The 18862-nt window shown below is 66.5% G+C and carries 19 protein-coding genes and 1 tRNA gene; 16 read left to right on the forward strand and 4 right to left on the reverse strand.

Annotated elements, in window-relative coordinates:
- Positions 1-18: 18 nt before the first annotated feature.
- Complete coding sequence (locus tag CAL12_RS09645; protein WP_198298414.1) at positions 19-1956, reverse strand: bifunctional diguanylate cyclase/phosphodiesterase; 1938 nt, start codon at positions 1954-1956, stop codon at positions 19-21.
- Positions 1957-2094: 138 nt separating this feature from the next.
- Entirely contained in the window at positions 2095-3378 is a 1284-nt protein-coding gene (locus tag CAL12_RS09650; RefSeq protein ID WP_086064287.1) for a GGDEF domain-containing protein, read from the reverse strand.
- A gap of 500 nt (positions 3379-3878) precedes the next feature.
- On the opposite strand from CAL12_RS09650, the gene aroC reads away from it, so the two are divergent.
- From aroC to CAL12_RS09710, 13 genes are all read left to right on the forward strand, one after another.
- Positions 3879-4937, forward strand: a complete 1059-nt coding sequence (aroC, locus tag CAL12_RS09655; RefSeq protein ID WP_086064288.1) for a chorismate synthase — start codon at positions 3879-3881, stop codon at positions 4935-4937.
- A 119-nt stretch (positions 4938-5056) separates the two neighbouring features.
- Positions 5057-5905, forward strand: a complete 849-nt coding sequence (locus CAL12_RS09660; protein WP_086064289.1) for a M48 family metallopeptidase — start codon at positions 5057-5059, stop codon at positions 5903-5905.
- Positions 5906-6048: 143 nt separating this feature from the next.
- Positions 6049-7452, forward strand: a complete 1404-nt coding sequence (gene leuC / locus CAL12_RS09665; protein ID WP_086064290.1) for a 3-isopropylmalate dehydratase large subunit — start codon at positions 6049-6051, stop codon at positions 7450-7452.
- A gap of 5 nt (positions 7453-7457) precedes the next feature.
- The gene (gene leuD / locus CAL12_RS09670) at positions 7458-8108 is read left to right on the forward strand and encodes a 3-isopropylmalate dehydratase small subunit (RefSeq protein WP_086064291.1); all 651 of its coding nucleotides are present in this window, start codon (positions 7458-7460) and stop codon (positions 8106-8108) included.
- Positions 8109-8138: 30 nt separating this feature from the next.
- Complete coding sequence (gene leuB / locus CAL12_RS09675) at positions 8139-9218, forward strand: 3-isopropylmalate dehydrogenase (protein WP_086064292.1); 1080 nt, start codon at positions 8139-8141, stop codon at positions 9216-9218.
- 167 nt (positions 9219-9385) lie between these two features.
- Entirely contained in the window at positions 9386-10516 is a 1131-nt protein-coding gene (gene asd, locus CAL12_RS09680; RefSeq protein ID WP_086064293.1) for an aspartate-semialdehyde dehydrogenase, read from the forward strand.
- A gap of 112 nt (positions 10517-10628) precedes the next feature.
- On the forward strand, positions 10629-12767 hold the full coding sequence (locus CAL12_RS09685) for a FimV/HubP family polar landmark protein (protein WP_086064294.1): 2139 nt from the start codon (positions 10629-10631) through the stop codon (positions 12765-12767).
- A gap of 3 nt (positions 12768-12770) precedes the next feature.
- Positions 12771-13565 carry a tRNA pseudouridine(38-40) synthase TruA gene (gene truA / locus CAL12_RS09690; RefSeq protein WP_086064295.1) on the forward strand — a complete coding sequence of 265 codons (795 nt, stop codon included), beginning with the start codon at positions 12771-12773 and terminating at the stop codon, positions 13563-13565.
- Between the two features lie 121 nt (positions 13566-13686).
- Positions 13687-14364 (forward strand): phosphoribosylanthranilate isomerase, encoded by a 678-nt coding sequence (locus CAL12_RS09695; RefSeq protein ID WP_086064296.1) that lies wholly within the window; start codon positions 13687-13689, stop codon positions 14362-14364.
- Between the two features lie 19 nt (positions 14365-14383).
- Positions 14384-14692: a glutathione S-transferase N-terminal domain-containing protein gene (locus tag CAL12_RS28225; RefSeq protein ID WP_198298415.1), complete on the forward strand. Its 309-nt coding sequence runs from the start codon at positions 14384-14386 to the stop codon at positions 14690-14692.
- A 26-nt stretch (positions 14693-14718) separates the two neighbouring features.
- Positions 14719-15039, forward strand: coding sequence for a glutathione S-transferase C-terminal domain-containing protein (locus tag CAL12_RS28230; protein ID WP_198298416.1), 321 nt, complete (start codon positions 14719-14721; stop codon positions 15037-15039).
- Between the two features lie 46 nt (positions 15040-15085).
- Positions 15086-15162: transfer RNA gene (locus CAL12_RS09705), tRNA-Val, on the forward strand.
- A 216-nt stretch (positions 15163-15378) separates the two neighbouring features.
- Complete coding sequence (locus CAL12_RS09710) at positions 15379-15621, forward strand: hypothetical protein (RefSeq protein ID WP_086064297.1); 243 nt, start codon at positions 15379-15381, stop codon at positions 15619-15621.
- 83 nt (positions 15622-15704) lie between these two features.
- On the opposite strand, the gene CAL12_RS09715 is transcribed toward CAL12_RS09710, so the two are convergent.
- Positions 15705-16079, reverse strand: coding sequence for a hypothetical protein (locus CAL12_RS09715; protein WP_086064298.1), 375 nt, complete (start codon positions 16077-16079; stop codon positions 15705-15707).
- Between the two features lie 55 nt (positions 16080-16134).
- On the opposite strand from CAL12_RS09715, the gene CAL12_RS28035 reads away from it, so the two are divergent.
- The 3 genes from CAL12_RS28035 (at position 16135) to CAL12_RS09730 (ending at position 18472) form a co-directional block, all read left to right on the forward strand.
- Positions 16135-16443 (forward strand): hypothetical protein, encoded by a 309-nt coding sequence (locus CAL12_RS28035; protein ID WP_157792935.1) that lies wholly within the window; start codon positions 16135-16137, stop codon positions 16441-16443.
- Positions 16444-16600: 157 nt separating this feature from the next.
- Entirely contained in the window at positions 16601-16750 is a 150-nt protein-coding gene (locus CAL12_RS28235; protein WP_086064299.1) for a hypothetical protein, read from the forward strand.
- A gap of 207 nt (positions 16751-16957) precedes the next feature.
- Positions 16958-18472 carry an EAL domain-containing protein gene (locus CAL12_RS09730; protein WP_232464760.1) on the forward strand — a complete coding sequence of 505 codons (1515 nt, stop codon included), beginning with the start codon at positions 16958-16960 and terminating at the stop codon, positions 18470-18472.
- 32 nt (positions 18473-18504) lie between these two features.
- On the opposite strand, the gene CAL12_RS09735 is transcribed toward CAL12_RS09730, so the two are convergent.
- Positions 18505-18852, reverse strand: a complete 348-nt coding sequence (locus CAL12_RS09735; protein WP_086064301.1) for a hypothetical protein — start codon at positions 18850-18852, stop codon at positions 18505-18507.
- Positions 18853-18862 lie beyond the last annotated feature (10 nt).

Genomic DNA, 18862 nt, shown 5'->3' on the forward strand with positions numbered 1-18862 from the left:
AGACAGCCAGGCGGCGGCTCAGGCGGCCAGGCTTTCGATGGGATGGGCGATCACGGCGATGCCCTGGCGCGCCAGGAACGCGGTGGTGTCCTCGTCCGCGCGGCCATCCGCGTAGACCTCCACGCCCAGGCCTTTCGCCGTTTCGCGAACCGACGTCGCCAGATGCCGGCTGCCGGGACTGCGGGCCATGGCGTCCACGAAGGATGCACCCAGCTTGACGTAGGCCACAGGCAATTCGTGCAAGCGCGTCATGACGTTGAAGTCGTCCGAAAGGTGGCTGACCCCGATACGCGCCCCGACATCGCAGACCACCGCGCACAGGGCGCGCACATGGTCGAAGTTTTCCAGCAGTCCGCGGGCTTCCACTTCCAGCACCAGGCGGCCGGCCTGGGCCGGACGGTCCCTGAGCATCTGTCCGAGCCGCGACAGGAAATTGGACTGACCGAGCGACGGCAGGGCCAGTGCGACCGACAGCGTGCCGCCATGCGACACCAGCCAGTCCAAGGCGAGCCGTATAGCCTGGATATCGCATTCGGGCGACAGCCCCAGCCGCACCGCCGCCGGCATGAAGATGTGCGCCGGCAGGGGCCCCTGGGCGTCGGCGTCGTGCAACATCAACGTGCCCTCGTGACGTAGCGTCGCGCCGTCCGCGCCCAGCAGCGCCTGCGACGCCAGCGAAAAGCGGTGCTGTTCCAGGGCCATCACCAGCGTATCGCGCCACTGCAGTTCGCCGGCGGCTTCCGCCATGCCGGGCGATTCCGCCCTGACCGGCGAGTCGGTATCGGCGCTCTCCGCGCGCATCAGCGCGTGGTCGAGCAGGGCCAGCAATTCGCTGGCGCGGTCGCCCCGCGCGTACGGCGCTGTGGCCAGGGCCCAGCGGCACCACTGGTTCTCGCCCAGGGACACGCGCAGGGCGCGCAGCTCGTGCCGCAGTTCGTCCGCCAGCGGCGCCGCCTGCGACGCCGCAACGCCCTGCAGCAGCAAGGCGAAATCCGAGCCGTTCAGGCGTGCCAGCAGATATGGCGGTACGTGGTGCCGGCCCAGCTTCTGGTCCAGCCTGAGACCCACCGAACGCAGCCACTGGTCGGTGATGTCACGCGGCATATGGCGGTTGATGGCGGCCAGGTCGCGCTGGCGGAACATCAGCACGTGACCGGATTCGGCGTTCGGCGCCTGCGTGCCGCCGGTCAGGGCACGGCGCAGTTCGTTGAAGAAGTACTTGCGGTTGGGCAGCCGGGTGACGGGATCCAGGTTCAATTCCAGCTGCAGGGATTCGATGCGCGCGTGGGCTTCCTCGGCCGTCATGCGCAGCCTTTCGCGCGCCTCGGCAAGCGCGTCGGCGACGTCTGCGACCTCGCGCCAGGGCGGCAGGGCGACCGGCGGGGCGGGGTCGCCGTGCGCCAGGGCCCGCACCTGCGCGCTGATCCCGTGCAGCACCCGTTTCTGCAGCCAGCGCACCATCCCCCTGGCATAGACCAGCCAGCACAGCCCGGCGAAAGCCACCAGCAGCGCCAGTCCGACCGAATGCCGCCACAGCGCCCGCAGCGCCTCCGTGTCGTCGGCCACGACGGTGACCGTGCCGGCCACCCCGGACGTGGTTTTGAACGGCCGGGACGCCGCCGGCGGGCGGGGGGCGATCAGGGAGGCGAACCAGTCGGGCACCGCGCCAGGCAGCTCCTGCTTGACGTACTCGAAGGCCAGGCCGCCGTGCACTTCGATGCGCCGATAAGCGCCGCTGGCGAAAATGTCCTGCGCCACCGCGCGCCAGGTGCTCTCGTCGGCGGCGGGATCCCGGCCGAACACCGCGGCCAGCGTGGCGGCGGCCATTTCGCCGCGGGCGCGCAGCTCGTCGCCAAGATATCGACGGGCCGCATCGATGTTCAGCATCTGCGAGCCGATGAGCAGCAGCGCCGTGACCGCGGCGACGCTGACGAGCAATTGTCGCAATAAGGACATAGGTAGGGCTGCGCGTTCCATCGTTGGGGGCAGGCCCATGCCGGCCGCCGTACCACTTTGCCGGGATAGGCGCGCATAGTTTAGGGTGTTTTCGCGGATCGCAGGCCGTACGGGTGCGGCAGGGCGCCGCAATGACGCTTATTGCGCGAGTTCTTCGCGCTCGCGGCCGTATACCTCGACCCGGTTGCGGCTGCCGCTCTTGGCCCGGTACAGGGCCATGTCGGCGCGCATCAACAGCGTGTCGAGCGACACGCCGGGCTCATGCATCGCCAGGCCGAGCGAGATCGTCATGCTCAGCGGGCCGCCTTCCAGCAGGCCTATCTTCATCCCGGCGACGGCCTGGCGCAGGCGTTCCGCCGCCACCAGGGCAGCGGGCAGGTCGGTGTGCGGCATCAGCACGGCGAATTCCTCGCCGCCGAAGCGGCCGATGATGTCGCTGTCGCGCAGGGTATTGGTGATGGTGTCGGTGACGCGGCGGATCGCCTGGTCGCCGACATGGTGGCCGTAGCGGTCGTTGATCGATTTGAAGTGATCGATGTCGATCAGCAGCGCCGCCAGCGGGTGCGGATACCGGCGGCATTGCAGGATCTGCGCCTCGGCGGTCTCCATGAACGCGCGCCGGTTCTTGAGCCCGGTCAGGGGGTCCGTGTTCGCCAGCCAGACCAACTGGCGGGTGCGATGCGCGACCGCCGATTCCAGCCGGGCGTTGGCCTGCGCCATGCGCTGGTTGAAATGGCGCGCATGGCGGTTCAGCACCAGCAGCCAGATTGCCAGTATCCCGCTGCAGAACAGCAGGCCGACAAACGACCATTGCAGCCGCTTGAACCCGTCGGCCACCGCCGTGTTGTGCTGGGTGCTGTCGCCGCGCTGCGCCTGGTAGACGGCCCCGCCCAGGCGGTCGACCAACAGGCGGGCTTCGTCCGCGTGGTCAGCCAGATCCTGCGCCGCGGCGCGTATGCGGTTGGGGTCGCCGGTCTCGGCCGCGTCGCGCCAGGTCCGCAGCCGGTCGTCCAGCATCTGCACGTCGACGCGCGCCGCGGGCAGCGAGCGCACCAGGGCGACGCCGGGGGCGCTTTCCGCGGTGCCGGGATTGACGAAGGTGGCCAGCGCTTGCAGGTTCTGTACGAATTCCCTGGCGTCGCCGCCGGCAACGGTTTTCTGGGCGTCGGCGATGAGTCGGTTCATCTGCGACACCAGGCGGTAGCTGTACAGGCCGCTGTCGGCGCCGCCCGGCTGGGACACCACCCGCGATTGCGCGAACAGCGTCGCGCCCGTCACCAGGGCCAGCAAGGCCATGGCGACCAGCAGGGTCACGAGCGCGACCGCCAGCCCGCGCCGCCGGGGACTCGGGGGCGCGGCGTGCCAGGTCTCGTCCTGCGGCAGGGCGGGCTCCTTGGCGGTCGCGGGTTGCGGGGGTGTCATGGGTGCGCTGGACGGTGCAAGGCGTCAGGCCCGCGTCGGACGGGCCGATTGGGCAGACGGCCGACAGGGAGCGGTCGGGCTGCGGGTGGTCTCGTACTGCGCGGTCGAACGTTCGTACATGCTGTCCTACTCCTGCCTGGATGGTAAGCGCAGCGCAACGAACAACTCAGGGGCCGGCGCGAGCTGCCGTCCGGCCTGCGTTACGCATGCGAAAAGACATGGATGCGGGACGTTAGAGGGCGCAATCAAGGCCGCCTGATACAAAAAGCATCCGGGATTTTCAGCGGGTTAACATTTTGGGGTCCGGGCGGGCATGCATCAACAACGAATAATCGCGCTGAGTTGCCGAAGATCGGAGTTTTGTTGCCGTCCGTCTCTTTGTGTGCAGCGTTTATCGCTGTTTGACGCCGGCTTGCAACGGAATGGGCGATGCCGGGCGCGGGTGTCATAATCGCATCAATCCCGCGTCCGTCCCGGCGCGCTTCGCATCCAGAACAACTATGTCCGGCAATACGTTAGGCAAGCTTTTCACCGTTACAAACTTCGGCGAGTCCCATGGGCCGGCCATCGGCTGCGTGGTGGACGGCTGCCCCCCCGGCATGCCCCTGTCCGTCGAGGACATCCAGGCCGAACTGGACCGTCGCCGCCCGGGAACCTCGCGGCACGTGACGCAGCGCCAGGAGCCGGACCAGGTGGAGATTCTATCCGGCGTCTTCGAAGGCGCGACCACCGGTACTCCCATCGGGCTGCTGATCCGCAATACCGACGCGCGCAGCAAGGACTACGCGAACCTGGTCGACACCTTCCGCCCTGGCCATGCTGACTACAGCTACTTCCACAAATACGGCGTGCGCGATCCGCGCGGCGGCGGACGTTCCTCCGCCCGGCTGACGGCGCCGACCGTCGCAGCGGGCGCCATAGCCAAGAAATGGCTGGCGGCCACGCATGGGGTGCGCATCCGCGGATACATGAGCCAGCTGGGGCCCATCCCCATCCCCTTCGAAAGCTGGGACGCGGTGCCCGACAATCCCTTTTTCGCGCCCAACGCCGGCATCGTGGCCCAACTCGAGGCCTACATGGACGAGCTGCGCCGCGACGGCGATTCGGTCGGCGCGCGGGTCGAGGTGGTGGCGCAGAACGCCCCGGCGGGTTGGGGAGAGCCCCTCTACGATCGGCTGGACGCCGACATCGCGCACGCCATGATGGGTTTGAACGCGGTAAAGGCGGTTTCCATCGGCGCGGGTTTCGATTGCGTGACCCAGCGCGGTTCCGAGCACGGCGACGAGATCACCCCCCAGGGCTTCCTGAGCAATCATGCCGGCGGCGTGCTGGGCGGAATCTCCACGGGCCAGGACATTACCGTTTCGCTGGCGATCAAGCCCACATCGAGCATCCGCGTCGAACGTCGCTCGGTCGATCGCGCGGGTAATCCGACCAGTGTGCAGACGCTGGGCCGGCATGACCCCTGCGTAGGCATCCGCGCCACGCCCATCGCCGAGGCCCTGCTGGCGCTGGTCCTGATGGATCACGCCCTGCGACATCGCGGACAATGCGGTTGACGGCGCGGCGCCCGCGCATCGCCATCCGGTGAGCCGGGCGGCGTCGGACAGCCTGACTGGCGGGTGCCGGCCCTGGCGGAGGCCGTCGCCGACACTAAGCAAAACTTGGAGACTCGGACATGATTGATCACAAAAATCCTGGCCGCCGTCCGCGCCTCCTGCTGGGCGCGGGCGTCCTGGCCGTGTCGCTGGTGGGCGGCTGCGCCAGCGTGCATACCACTCAAGGCGGCGCGGTCGGCGTCGACCGGCAGCAGTACATGTCCAGCCTGGTTTCCTCGCAGGACCTGCAGCAGGAGGCGGACAAGCAATACGCCACCATCCTGGCCCAGGCCAAGCAAAAGAACCTGCTGGACGTGGATGCGCAACAGGTAGCGCGCGTGCGGACCATCGCCCAACGCCTCATCGCGCAGGTGGGCGTGTTCCGTCCGGACGCCACGTCCTGGGGCTGGGAGGTCCACGTCATTTCTTCCGACGAGATCAATGCCTGGTGCATGCCCGGCGGCAAGATCGCGGTATACACAGGCCTGCTGAACCAGATCAAGCCCACCGACGACGAACTGGCCGCCGTCATGGGGCACGAGATCTCGCATGCGCTGCGCGAACACGCGCGCGAACGGGTTTCGCAGCAGATGGCCACCAGCGTGGGCCTGTCCGTGCTGTCCGTGGTGACGGGCTCCACGGCGGTGTCCGACCTGGGCGGCAAGCTGTCGGACGTCATGTTTACGCTGCCGAACAGCCGCACGCACGAGGCGGAAGCCGATCGGATGGGCGTGGAGCTAGCCGCGCGCGCGGGCTACGACCCTTCCGCGGCGATCTCACTGTGGCGCAAGATGGCACAGGCCTCCAAGGGCCAGGAACAGCCCGAGATCCTGTCCACCCATCCGTCGGCGGAATCCCGCATCTCGGACCTGCAGACCGCGTCGCAGCAGGTGATGCCGCTGTACCAGCAGGCCAAGGCTGGGAAGTAACACGGCGATCAACGTGGTACTGGATGTACTAGTATTGATGCTGCCGTTGTACTAGGTTCGGAGCCAGCGCATAATGGATTACCCGGTCGTTGTACGCGACATGGTCTTCTTTTTTGGCTGTTTCCCCTGTTCGGTGACTTTTCATGGCCCAAACCCTTTACGACAAGCTCTGGGACGCGCACGTCGTCCATCAAGAATCCGACGGCACCTGTTTGCTGTATATCGACCGGCACCTGGTCCATGAAGTCACCAGCCCGCAGGCATTCGAAGGCCTGACGCTAGCGGATCGCAAGCCTTGGCGCCTGGACGCCAACCTGGCGGTCGCCGATCACAATGTGCCGACGATCAATCGCGAGCAGGGCATCAGCGATCCCGTGTCGCGCCTGCAGGTCGACACGCTGGACGACAACTGCGCCAAGTACGGCATTACCGAATTCAAGATGAACGATCTGCGCCAGGGCATCGTTCACGTCATCGGACCGGAGCAGGGCGCGACCCTGCCGGGCATGACGGTGGTCTGCGGCGATTCGCACACCAGCACCCATGGCGCTGTCGGCACGCTGGCCTTCGGCATCGGCACGTCCGAAGTCGAGCACGTGCTGGCCACCCAGACGCTGCTGATGAAGAAAAGCAAGAGCATGCTGATCAAGGTCGAAGGCGAACTGCCTTTCGGCTGCACGGCCAAGGACGTGGTGCTGCATATCATCGGCGTCATCGGTACGGCCGGCGGCACCGGCCACGCCATCGAGTTCGGCGGGTCGGCGATCCGTGCCTTGTCGGTCGAAGGCCGCATGACCGTCAGCAATATGGCCATCGAAGCGGGCGCGCGCTCGGGCATGATCGCCGTCGACGACAAGACCATCGAATACTTCCGCGGCCGTCCTTTCGCGCCCGTCGGGCCGTTGTGGGACCAGGCGGTGCAATACTGGCGCACCCTGCATTCGGATCCGGACGCCAAGTTCGACCGCGTCGTGGAAATCGATGCGCGCCAGATCAAGCCGCAGGTCACCTGGGGCACCTCGCCCGAAATGGTGTTGTCCGTCGACAGCCGCGTGCCGGATCCGGATCGCGAGAAGGACGACGTGCGCCGCAGCGGCATGGAGCGCGCGCTGGACTACATGGGCCTGAAGCCCAACACGCCGATCACCGATATCCGCGTGGACCGGGTATTCATCGGCTCCTGCACCAATTCGCGTATCGAGGACCTGCGCGCCGCCGCCGCCGTGGCGCGCGGCAAGCGCGTGGCTTCGAATGTGAAACAGGCCATGGTGGTACCCGGCTCCGGCCTGGTCAAGCAGCAGGCCGAACGCGAAGGCCTGGACAAGATTTTCCGCGAAGCCGGTTTCGAATGGCGCGAACCGGGCTGTTCGATGTGCCTGGCGATGAACGCCGACCGGCTGGAGCCCGGCGAACGCTGCGCGTCCACGTCCAATCGCAATTTCGAAGGCAGGCAAGGACAGGGCGGACGCACCCATCTGGTCAGCCCCGCCATGGCGGCCGCGGCGGCCATCGCCGGCCATTTCGTTGACGTCAGGAATTTCCGCTAAAGATCATGCAAGCATTCACCAATCACGAGGGCCTGGTGGCCCCGCTCGACCGCGAAAACGTCGACACCGACCTGATCATTCCCAAGCAGTTCCTGAAGTCGATCAAGCGCTCGGGCTTCGGCCCCAACCTGTTCGACGAGATCCGCTACCTGGATCATGGCGAGCCGGGCATGGACAACAGCAAGCGCCCGCTGAATCCGGATTTCATCCTGAACCAGCCGCGCTATCAGGGCGCTTCGATCCTGCTGGGCCGCAAGAACTTCGGCTGCGGCTCCAGCCGCGAGCACGCACCATGGGCGCTGCAGCAGTATGGCTTTCGCGCCATCATCGCGCCGTCCTATGCCGATATCTTCTTCAACAACAGTTTCAAGAACGGCCTGCTGCCGGTCGTGTTGTCGGAGCTGGACGTCGCGCGCCTGTTCGATGAGGTCAAGGCCTTTCCCGGCTACAAGCTGCGCATCGATCTCGAACAGCAGGTGGTGCTGACGCCGGAAGGCCGCGGCATTCCGTTCGAGATCGAACCGTTCCGCAAGTACTGCCTGGTCAACGGCTACGACGATATCGCGCTGACGCTGCGCCAATCGGACAAGATTCGCGCCTTCGAAGCCGAACGGCTGGCGCGCCACCCCTGGCTGCAAAGCCGGCCCCTGGCTTGAGCGCGTAAAGATTATTTTTCTGGAAGATTGATGACACACAAGATTGCGGTTCTGCCCGGCGATGGCATCGGCCCGGAAATCGTCGAACAGGCGCTGCGCGTGCTGAGCGCGCTCAAGCTGGACCTGGAAGTGCGCGAGGCGGCCGTGGGCGGCGCGGCCTTCGATCAATTCGAGCACCCGCTGCCGCCGGCCACGCTGGAGCTGGCGCAGTCGTCGAACGCCGTGCTGTTCGGCGCCGTGGGCGACTGGAAGTACGACAGCCTGCCGCGCGAATTCCGCCCGGAACAGGCCATCCTGGGCCTGCGCAAATCGCTGGGCCTGTTCGCCAACCTGCGTCCCGCCATTCTGTATCCCGAACTGGCGAACGCCTCGTCGCTCAAGCCGGAAGTGGTGTCCGGCCTGGACATCCTGATCCTGCGCGAGCTGACGGGCGACATCTACTTCGGCACGCCCCGCGGCGTGCGCAGCGCGCCGGACGGCAACTTCGCCGGCGAGCGTGAAGGCTACGACACCATGCGCTACAGCGAGCCGGAAGTGCGCCGCATCGCGCGCATCGGCTTCGAGGCCGCGCGCAAGCGCAGTCGCAAGCTGTGCAGCGTGGACAAGGCCAACGTGCTGGAGACTTCGCAGCTGTGGCGTGAAGTCGTCACGGAAGTCGCGCGCGACTATCCGGACGTCGCCCTGTCCCATATGTATGTGGACAATGCCGCCATGCAACTGGTGCGCGCGCCGCGCGAATTCGACGTCATCGTCACGGGCAACCTGTTCGGCGACATCCTTTCCGACGAAGCGGCGATGCTGACGGGCTCCATCGGGATGCTGCCTTCCGCGTCCTTGAACGCCAGTGGCCAGGGCTTGTACGAGCCCAGCCACGGCTCGGCGCCGGACATCGCGGGCAAGGGCGTGGCCAATCCGCTGGCCACCATATTGTCAGCGGCGATGATGCTGCGTTATTCGCTGGATCTGGCGCCGCACGCCGACCGCATCGAGGCGGCCGTGCGCGCGGTGCTGGCCCAGGGCCTGCGCACCGCGGACATCCACGAGGCGGGCACCACCAAGGTCGGTACCGCCCAAATGGGCGATGCCGTCCTGAAAGCCCTGGCGCCCTAAATCGCCATCGCGTAGTATCGGGGACGCCCTCGTCGCGCCGTCAGCGGAGCGACGAGGGCGTGCTTTCTGATAAATTGTCGGTTTGTCCCGCGAATAAGCGTCTTTTAGGACGTTTTCCCGCGAATTTCCTTCTCTTCCTCTATCCCTGACATTCAAGAGCGTACGAAATGAGCAATGCAGTGGGCCTCGTCGGTTGGCGTGGCATGGTCGGATCGGTGTTGATGCAACGCATGCGCGAAGAAAACGATTTCGCGCTGTTCGAGCCGGTTTTCTTTTCGACTAGCAACGCTGGCGCGGCGGCTCCCAAATGGGCCGAAGGCGCGGACGCCCTGCAAGATGCCTACGACATCGATACGCTCAAAAAACTGCCCATCATCGTGACGGCCCAGGGCGGCGACTACACGAGCGAGGTCTATCCGCGGCTGCGTGGCGCCGGATGGAAGGGACTGTGGATCGATGCCGCCAGCACGCTGCGCATGGCCGAAGACGCCATCATCGTCCTGGACCCGGTCAACCGGCCCGTCATCGACGCGGCGCTCAAGCGCGGCGTGCGCAATTTCATCGGCGGCAACTGCACCGTCAGCTGCATGCTGATGGGCCTGGCCGGCCTGTTCAACAACGACCTGGTGGAATGGATGACGTCCATGACCTACCAGGCGGCCTCCGGTGGCGGCGCGCAGCATATGCGCGAGCTGCTGACGCAGTTCGGCATCCTGAACGAATCGGTCAGGCCGTTGCTGGACGATCCGGCTTCCGCCATCCTGGACATCGACCGGGGCGTGCTGGGCAAGCAGAAAGATCCCACGCTGCCGCGCGAGCATTTCGGCGTGCCGCTGGCCGGTAACCTGATCCCCTGGATCGACAAGGACCTGGGCAACGGCGTGTCGCGCGAGGAATGGAAGGGCGGGGCCGAGACCAACAAGATCCTGGGCCGCGGCGAAGGGTTCGGTACGGCCGCTACCCCCGTGGACGGCCTGTGCGTGCGCATCGGCGCCATGCGCTGCCACAGCCAGGCGCTGACCATCAAGCTGAAGCGCGACCTGCCGCTGGATGAAATCAGCGACATCATCGCCAGCGGTACGCAATGGGCCAAGGTCATTCCCAATACCAAGGAAGCCACGGTGGAGGCCCTGACGCCGGTGGCCGTGACGGGGACGCTCGATATCCCGGTGGGCCGCCTGCGCAAGATGTCCATGGGCGGCGAGTACCTGAGCGCCTTCACGGTGGGCGACCAGTTGTTGTGGGGCGCGGCGGAACCGCTGCGCCGTATGCTTCGGATCGCCCTCGCGGAAGCCTGATCGCAGGCGCCGCCCGCAACAGGCGGTATAGGGTACCGAGGGCACCCAGGGTGCCCTCGCCATTTCAGGACATCTTTAAACGCGGCTTTGCCCGCCTTCGCGGAAACAGGCTATGACGCTACGCTCGCTGCGCCCTTCGTCCAAATCAAGCCGGAACGCAATGCGCTTCGCCGTGGCGCTGACCCTGGGTTGCGCCGCCAGCGCACCCGCTCATGCTTTCAGGATGGCGCACAGCCGCATCGTGTCGGCGCCGAACGCGCCCCTGCAGGTGCTGGTCGGCATTTCCGAGCTGACGCCTGACGAACAGCGGTCGTTGATGGCATCGCTGGCGGATCCCAGCGCGTGGGAACAGGCCGGGGTCACGCCTCCCGTGCCGCTGTCCAGCATGACCTTGCGCTTGGAAGGCGGCGGCAATCCGACGCGGCGCAACCTGCGCATCAGCTCCCCGGAAGCGGCCAAGGGTCCGGTGGTGGACCTGTTGCTCAACGTGGGCACCAGCGAAGGTCAGCGGCAGGTTCAGGTCAGCATGATGCAAAGCGCAGGCGGCTTCCCGGGCCTGACCTCGCAGGCGCAGGTGGGCAGCGGCGCCGGCTCCGCGCGCGGGGGCGGCGCCGTGGCGGTGCGGCCCGGCGATACGCTGTACGGGATCGCGCAAAGCAACGCGATCGCCGGGACGACGCTGTACCAGATGCTGGTGGCGTTGTGGCGCGCCAATCCGAATGCCTTCCTCCAGAACAACATGAATCTGGTGAAGGCCGGCGTGACCCTGGTCGTGCCCGATGCGGCGACCGTGCGCGCCATCGATCCGGCCGAAGCGCGGCGGATTTTCATCCAGCAACAGGAAGCGTACGCGCGCTATCGAGCCAGCCTGGCCGGGGCGGCGGCGCGCGGCGCCGCGGCTTCGGCTGCGGGGTCCGGCGGCGCCGGCCAGGTCGGCGCGGCGCAAGCCCCCGTCACGCCCGAGCCTCCGCCCCAGGATCGGCTACGGCTGTCCAGCGGACAGGCCGGGCAGGGCAGTGCGGAAGCCCAGGCTCAAGCCCAGGCCGATGCCCAGACGTCCATCGCCAAGGCCTCGCAGGATGCGCAGCAGCGGGTCGATCAACTCGAACGCAACGTCAAGGATCTGAACGATGCCCTGGCCGCGCGGTCGGCACAGCAGGGCGGCGAGCGTGGCGCCCAGGCCGGCGGTACGGGCAACACGGGCGCCAATACGGCCGGGAACGGGCAGCCGGGAGGCCTTGCCTTGCCTGGGCTGGGTGGCGCGGGCAGTGGTGCCGCGGGCACGGCTGGCGCGCGGCGAGATACGCTCGCACAGGCTGGCGGTGCCGCGCAGCCGGGGGGCGCGGCGCAGCCCGGTGGCGCACAGCAGCCTGGTGCAGCACAGCAGCCTGGTTCGGCTGCCGGCGCGCCGGCGGGTTCCGGCAGTCCAGCTCCACAAGGCAACGCCGCCACGCCGACGCCGGGCGTCGCCACGCAGGGTATCTCCGGCGACGCGTCGAATCTGGGTACGCCTGGCACGGCCGGAACCGCCGGTACTTCCGGCGCCACGGCGGGCGGCGCGTCGGCGCAGACCGGGGGCGCCGCCAGCGGTACGGCGGGCACCGGCATCACGCCGTCTGGCGCCTCCGGTGCCGGATCGGCTCCCGGTGCCGGCGTGACCACACCGAATGCCGGTGCCGGTGGTTCGAACTCGGCAGCCGGCGCCGCGAATGCGGGCGCCGGCGGCGGGCCGGCTGCTTCCACCGGTACCGGGAGCACTGCTCCCGCCGGTGCTGGCGGTGCAGCCGCGCCGTCTTCAGGCGCAGGCGTGACTGCTTCGACGCCTGGCGCCGGCGCTGCTCCGGCTTCGGGCGCTGCCACCACGCAGCCGGGCACCTCAGGCTCGTCCGCGCGGCCGGGCGCGGCAACGGACAGCAGCCCGGCCATCACGACTGGCCCCGGCAACGCAGTCCCCGACGCGTCCCCCGGCGCCAAGAACCAGGACGGGACGTCCGGCCTGCCTTCATGGCTGTCCGACAATCTGCTGATCATCCTGACCGCCGTGCTGGCCCTGGTCGCCTTCGTGATCGCATGGCTGCTGCGTCGCGCCGCCGTGCGTCGCGACGAAGACCAGGACGACCTCGACGACGAACTGTACATGTCGGAAATCGACCAGGAAGCCATCGACCGCCGCCTGAACGGCATCAACCTGGATCTGGACGAACCGCCCGCCGAAGGCGACCGCCGTCAGTCCGGCCCCGTGCGGACCTGAGCGATGCCGCGCCTGGCCCTGGGGCTGGCGTACGACGGATCGGTCTGGCAAGGGTGGCAGACCCAGCCGCATCGCCAGACGGTACAAGACACGCTGGAAGCCGCCCTGCATCGATTCCTCGCCACCCCGGTGGCGACGGTCTGCGCAGGGCGCACCGACACGGGCGTGCATGCCGCCATGCAGGTCATCCACGTGGATACCGATGTCCAGCGCCGGCCGGAGTCCTGGGTACGCGGGCTCAACGCGCTTTTGCCGCCGACGATCGCGGTCCGCTGGGCAACGCCGGTCGACGTAGCCTTCCACGCGCGGTTCTCGGCGCTGTCGCGGACCTACACCTATCTGCTGTGGAACGATCGCGTCAGGCCCGCCCTATGGGCTGGCCGTGCCGGGTGGTGCTTCCAACCGCTGGATATCGACGCCATGCGCGCGGCAGCCGCGCATCTGCTTGGCGAACAGGATTTCAGCAGCTTCCGGTCATCGCAGTGCCAGGCCAAACATCCCGTGCGCACGCTGCATCAACTCGACATCGCCGAGCAGGGGCGCTTTCTGGTGTTCACGCTGCGCGCCAATGCCTTTCTGCACCACATGGTGCGGAACATCATGGGCGCGCTGCTGCAGGTCGGGCAGGGCAGGCAGGCGGCGTCGTGGATGAGCGATCTGCTGGCTGCCCGCGATCGTCGGCAAGGCGCGCCCACCTTCATGCCGGATGGCCTGTACCTGTCGGCGATCGAATACGCGTCGCACTTTGGCCTGGACGACCTCGACGGTCGCCGGCATCTGCTGGCCCCGTTCGCCTGATCGCCCCTTGCGCTGTCGATCCCCACGGTTCGCCGGACCGCCGCCCGGCGGGCGCTTGGGCGCCGACGAGCGGTAAACTCGGGGTTTACCCAACCGCGCCCTGCGGCGCCGCTGCTTCCCCATGCGTACCCGCGTCAAAATCTGCGGCATGACCCGCCCCGAAGACATCGCCGTCGCCGTCGAAGCGGGCGCCGATGCGGTGGGCCTGATCTTCTATCCCAAAAGCAAGCGCTACGTCGCCGTCGAACAGGCGGCCCGCCTGCGCCGCGCGGTTCCCGCGTTCGTCGATGTCGTCGCGTTGTTCGTCAACGCCGCTGACGATGACGTCAAACGCGTGCTCGACGCCGTCGGCCCCGACCTGCTGCAATTCCATGGCGACGAATCGCCGGAAGCCTGCGAACGGTTCGGACATCGTTACATGAAGGCATTCCGCGTGGGCGGTCCAGGCGCGGAAACCGCGAACGAACTCGCCCGCACATGCTCCGGCTATCGCGGCGCCGCCGGCTGGCTGTTCGACAGTTATTCCGCCGGCTACGGCGGCAGTGGCTTGGCGTTCGAACACAGCATGCTCCGCGAGGTACAAGCCGACAGGTCGAGCGCCCCCGTCATCCTGTCCGGCGGCCTGTCGCCCGACAACATCCATGCCGCCGTCGCCACATTGCGCCCCTACGCCGTCGACGTCAGCAGCGGCGTCGAAGCGTCGCCCGGCATCAAGTCGGCCGAGCGCATCCACGCCTTCGTTGCAGCGGTGCGCCGCGCCGATGCCGAACGCGCGCCCACGGCCCAGGCCCCGGCTTGAGCTTGCCTGTAGGCGCGCCATGCTGACTGTCTGGGGTCGCCGCACATCCTCCAATGTCCAAGCCCTGATGTGGTGTATCGGCGAGCTCGGGCTGGCTTACCGCCGGCACGATGCCGGCCATCGCCATGGCGGCCTCGACACCCCGGACTTCCTGGCGATGAACCCCAACGGCACCGTGCCCGTGCTACGGGATGGCGACGCCGAACCGATATGGGAAACCGGCGCCATCATCCGCTATCTGGCCGAGCGCTACGGCGACGACGCCTTCTGGCCGCGCGACCACAAACCCGCGTCCACGTCGACAAATGGGCCGAGTGGGCCAAGCTGAACATCGCGCTCGATTTCACCGGCCCCGTGTTCTGGCATGTCGTCCGCACAGCCCCCGCGCAACGCGACCCGGCGGCGCTCGCGCGGGCACTCCAGGCGCTCGATCCCAAGCTCGATATCGCGGAACAGCGGCTGGCTTCGCATGCCTTCCTGGCCGGCGAACATTTCACGCCTGCTGACATCCAACTGGGTCACGTGTTGTACCGTTATTTCGATATTGACATCCCACGCCAGGAACGGCCGGCGCTGCGGCGCTATTACGAAAGCCTGGCCCACCGGCGGGCGTATCGCGAGCACGTGATGGTGTCCTACCAGGAGCTGGCGCACAACGCCGGATACAACGGCTGACGATTTGACGACCCTAATCCAGCCCTATATAATTCTTCTTCTTTGCAGGCGGTTAGCTCAGCTGGTTAGAGCGCTACGTTGACATCGTAGAGGTCGTTGGTTCGATTCCAATACCGCCTACCACCGAATACATCAGGCGGTGGCCCAGCGCCACCCCGGATAATCCGCCAGATCGTACGCCAAATAGCGCACCAAAAAGCCCGCGTAAGCACCGAGCACGCGGGCTTTTCTACTTTGGCTTTTTCACTTTTCCACGTCGTGTCTCCGCTCGTCCGGATTGCATCAGCATTTCCGTGGGCGGTACCACGATTTTTGCTGATACACGGGAATGGAGAGACTATGGGTACACGAGAAATTGATGGCTGGACCGTGCATAGCGGTGCTTTTCAATCCGGCGACGTGCCGGCGATCGCGGACGTTACGACCCTCAAGGAGGGATCCCCCGATTCGGGCCGCTTCTTTCGAGTCGTCACCGATCAAACCTTCACGCATCTTGGCGACGCGAAGAACGCGGCCGATGTGGTCGTGGATCGTATCGAGTCCGTCGATGAAAGCGGCGTTCCCTACCCGCTGACCTACTAAGGTCTTCCCATCCAGGATGGCGAGCGCCGTTGCGCCGTCTTCCGGACGCGGCCGACCCGGCCGCAATGCCCGCCGAGGCTTCCCTAATCTTCGATATCGGTGTACTCGAATTCGATCCGGGTAATCAGGCTATCGGGCGTGGCGCCCTTGTGCGAGGCGCAGAACATCCTCACCCAGGCGTCGGGGTGCCCGTACTGGGCGTGCCCTTCGTATCCCTCGCGGCGCACCTCGTCGTAGCCATAGTCCAGGTCATCCAGCATGGCGCGCAGCGGCTCCCGCCTCACGGCGACTATCCGTATGGGCGCCCGCAGCGCCTGGATCTTTTCGCCGGGGCGCAACCCCATGGCCTTGAGCACCGGCCTGATCAGATCGCCCGGCTTCAGGAATATCCAGCCCGAGCGGCGTGTCACGTCCTTGGTTCCGGATTTGATCTGTTCGGTCGTAATCGAAAAGCTCATATTTCGCATTGCTCCATAATAGGTCCTGTAGCCGATGTCTTACCGGAGCCCAATCATGAGAAACGCTTACTCGGCCTTGCCGCTGATCCTTACCGCCGCGGTTTGCGCCGTGCTGGCCGGCTGCGGGAGCACGCCTTCCAAGGGCTACAGTTCGCAGTCGCAACCGCCAGCGACGGCGAGCCAGCCGTCATACAGCGATGGCAGCGGCGCCAAACCGGCGCTCACCATCCAGTCTGGCGAGGGTGAGAAACTGAACCTGCCGTGGTTCGTCAGGGATATCCAGGGCGCGGTGAACAAGGGTAGCGGGCCGACGACGGAGTGGCGTTCGGTGGATCCGCCGCCGAATGCGCCTCCCGCGCAATGATCGCGATGGCCACATTGGGCGCAGTGAGCGCAATGCCGCCCCAGCCGTCGCTTGGCGACGTCCAGGCAAATGGCGAGACCCGGTTACGATCTTCAACAAATGGCGCCGCTGCCGCCTTTTAAACTCAGCGCCCTCATCCACCCGGAGGGTACTTCCCATGAGAATGCTGATCGCTTTCCTGCTGGCCACCTCGCTTGCCGGCTGTGCTGTCTACACCCCCAGCGGGGCAGTCGTCGTCGATCCGCAGGGCGGCGGTGGCGGCGGTGGCTTCTGTCCGCCGGGACAAGCGAAGAAAGGTAACTGCTGAGCGCATGTCCGAGTCCCGGGCAGTTAATGGGTCTGCTTTTTAGTTGCCCACCCGGGAACACGCACGGCGGCCTGTTCAGAATCCCAGGTCTACGTTCCGTCACTGGCCTTTATCCGGGGCCGGTAGCACGGGCGTTTTCACTGTCCGGAAGTGAGAGGCTTATCCGTGCATCATTCGGCGCAGCGCGCGCGGTTTTTCCTATGGCACATGGTGTACCTGCTCCTGTCTGTCGCGCTGCCGTTCCTGCTGGCGATACCCATAGTCCTGCAGCAAGCCGAGCGTCGCGCACAGGACCAGTTGCGCATCGTCGAAAACCTGGTCATTTCCCAGTCTGAAAATATCGTGGCCCACGCGATCCAGGTCGCGTCGGAGATCGATCCCCTGGCGGGCAAGTCCTGCAAGGATGTCGCGCGCACATTGCGGGAGGCGGGCTCATTGCGGCCGTACTTTCGCACGCTGGCGGTGATAGACCGAAACGTCATCTATTGTTCTTCGGTCAGCGGGCCCGTGGATCGCCCCTTGGCTCAGATGGTGCCGGGGCTCACCAAACTGCCACCCGGGGTCACGCTTTCCACCGTGGCCGGGACGCCGCTGGTGCCCGATCGTGCCGCCTTGTTCGTCTTCCTGGGTGTGGACGACGGCCGTGGCGTCCTTGCCAGCGTGGACGGCCAGTATCTGCACGACATCATCTCGGCGGCGGACCAGGGCGGCCACTACGCCGTCCAATTGCGCATCGGCGCGGGTTATGCGCTGAATGCCACCGGCATACATGAATGGGAGCCGGCCGGCCCAGGCGACGCCGGCGGTATCACCGTTACGCGCAAGTCCGCGCTCTATCCCATCGAAGTCCGGGCAACGCTGAGCGCGGTCCGTCTCGGCACGTATCACCATACGCTGTGGCTGCAATACATTCCCTTCGTGACCATCGCATCCGCGCTCCTGGCCTACCTGGTCCACCGCTTGAATACGCGGCGGATCGCCATGGCGACGGAGATCCGCCGCGGCATGCGGCGCAGGGAATTCTGCGTGCTGTATCAACCCATCGTGGATCTGGCCACCGGCACCTGTGTGGGTGCGGAGGCCATGCTGCGCTGGCGCCATCCGGTGTATGGAACGGTGCAGCCCGAACTGTTTTATCCGCTGGTCGGCGAAAGCGCCTTGGCCATGCGGCTTACCCGGCACCTGCTCAGCCTGATACAACGCGACCTGGGCGCCGCGGCGCTGCCACGCGGGTTCCATCTGAATATCAATCTGAACGCGGAGCATTTGTGCCGGCGCGAACTCGTGGGCGACGTGGAACGATTTCTGCATGGCTTCAAGCAGACCAGCCCGCGATTGATATTCGAACTGACGGAACGCAAGGGGCTGCCCGATACCTCGGCGGTCCTGAGCAATATGCGAGCCTTGCGCGCCATCGGCGTCGCCTTCGCCATCGACGACTTCGGTACGGGGCATAGTTCGCTGGCTTGCCTGGAGAAGATCACGGTCGACTACCTGAAGATCGCCAGGGGGTTTGTCTCCGTGATCGACACGGATGCCGTGAATGCGCCGGTGCTGGAGCTGATCATCTCCCTGGCCGGGCGGTTGGGGGTCGCCCTGATCGCCGAAGGCATAGAAACCGATACCCAGGCCGCCTACCTGCGCGCCAAAGGCGTCACGCTTGCACAGGGAGGCTTGTTTTCGCCGCCCGTGCCGGCGATTTCGTTGCTGGCGGGGTTGTAGCCGGAGCGGGCGTCCGCATGGCTGGCTCGGCGCTAGGGTTCGAGCTCGCCTATCGTCTTTTCAATCGTCGATTCCAGCGCCAGAAGATGCGCCTGCGCGATGTCCTGCACCTGTTGCGAACCGGGCGGCAATCCTTGCTTGATGGCCCTTGCAAGGGGTTGCAGCAGGGATGCTGCCTGTTCGGGCTGTCCCGTCAGGAAGGCAACCGAGCCCTGGATGCGGTGGGCCAGGTCGCCGGCCCGTGCGCAGGCGCGGCCGGCCAGCGCGCGCCGCAGGTCCCGTCTGTCGTCACGCAGGATCTCCACCGCGCGCCGCAGAAACTGACACCGTCCCGCGCGGTCGGGATAGAGCTCCGCGAGTGTTTGAAGGTCGAGCAGCATAGTGTCGGGC

Source organism: Bordetella genomosp. 8, from assembly GCF_002119685.1.
Classification (GTDB): Bacteria; Pseudomonadota; Gammaproteobacteria; order Burkholderiales; family Burkholderiaceae_B; genus Bordetella_C.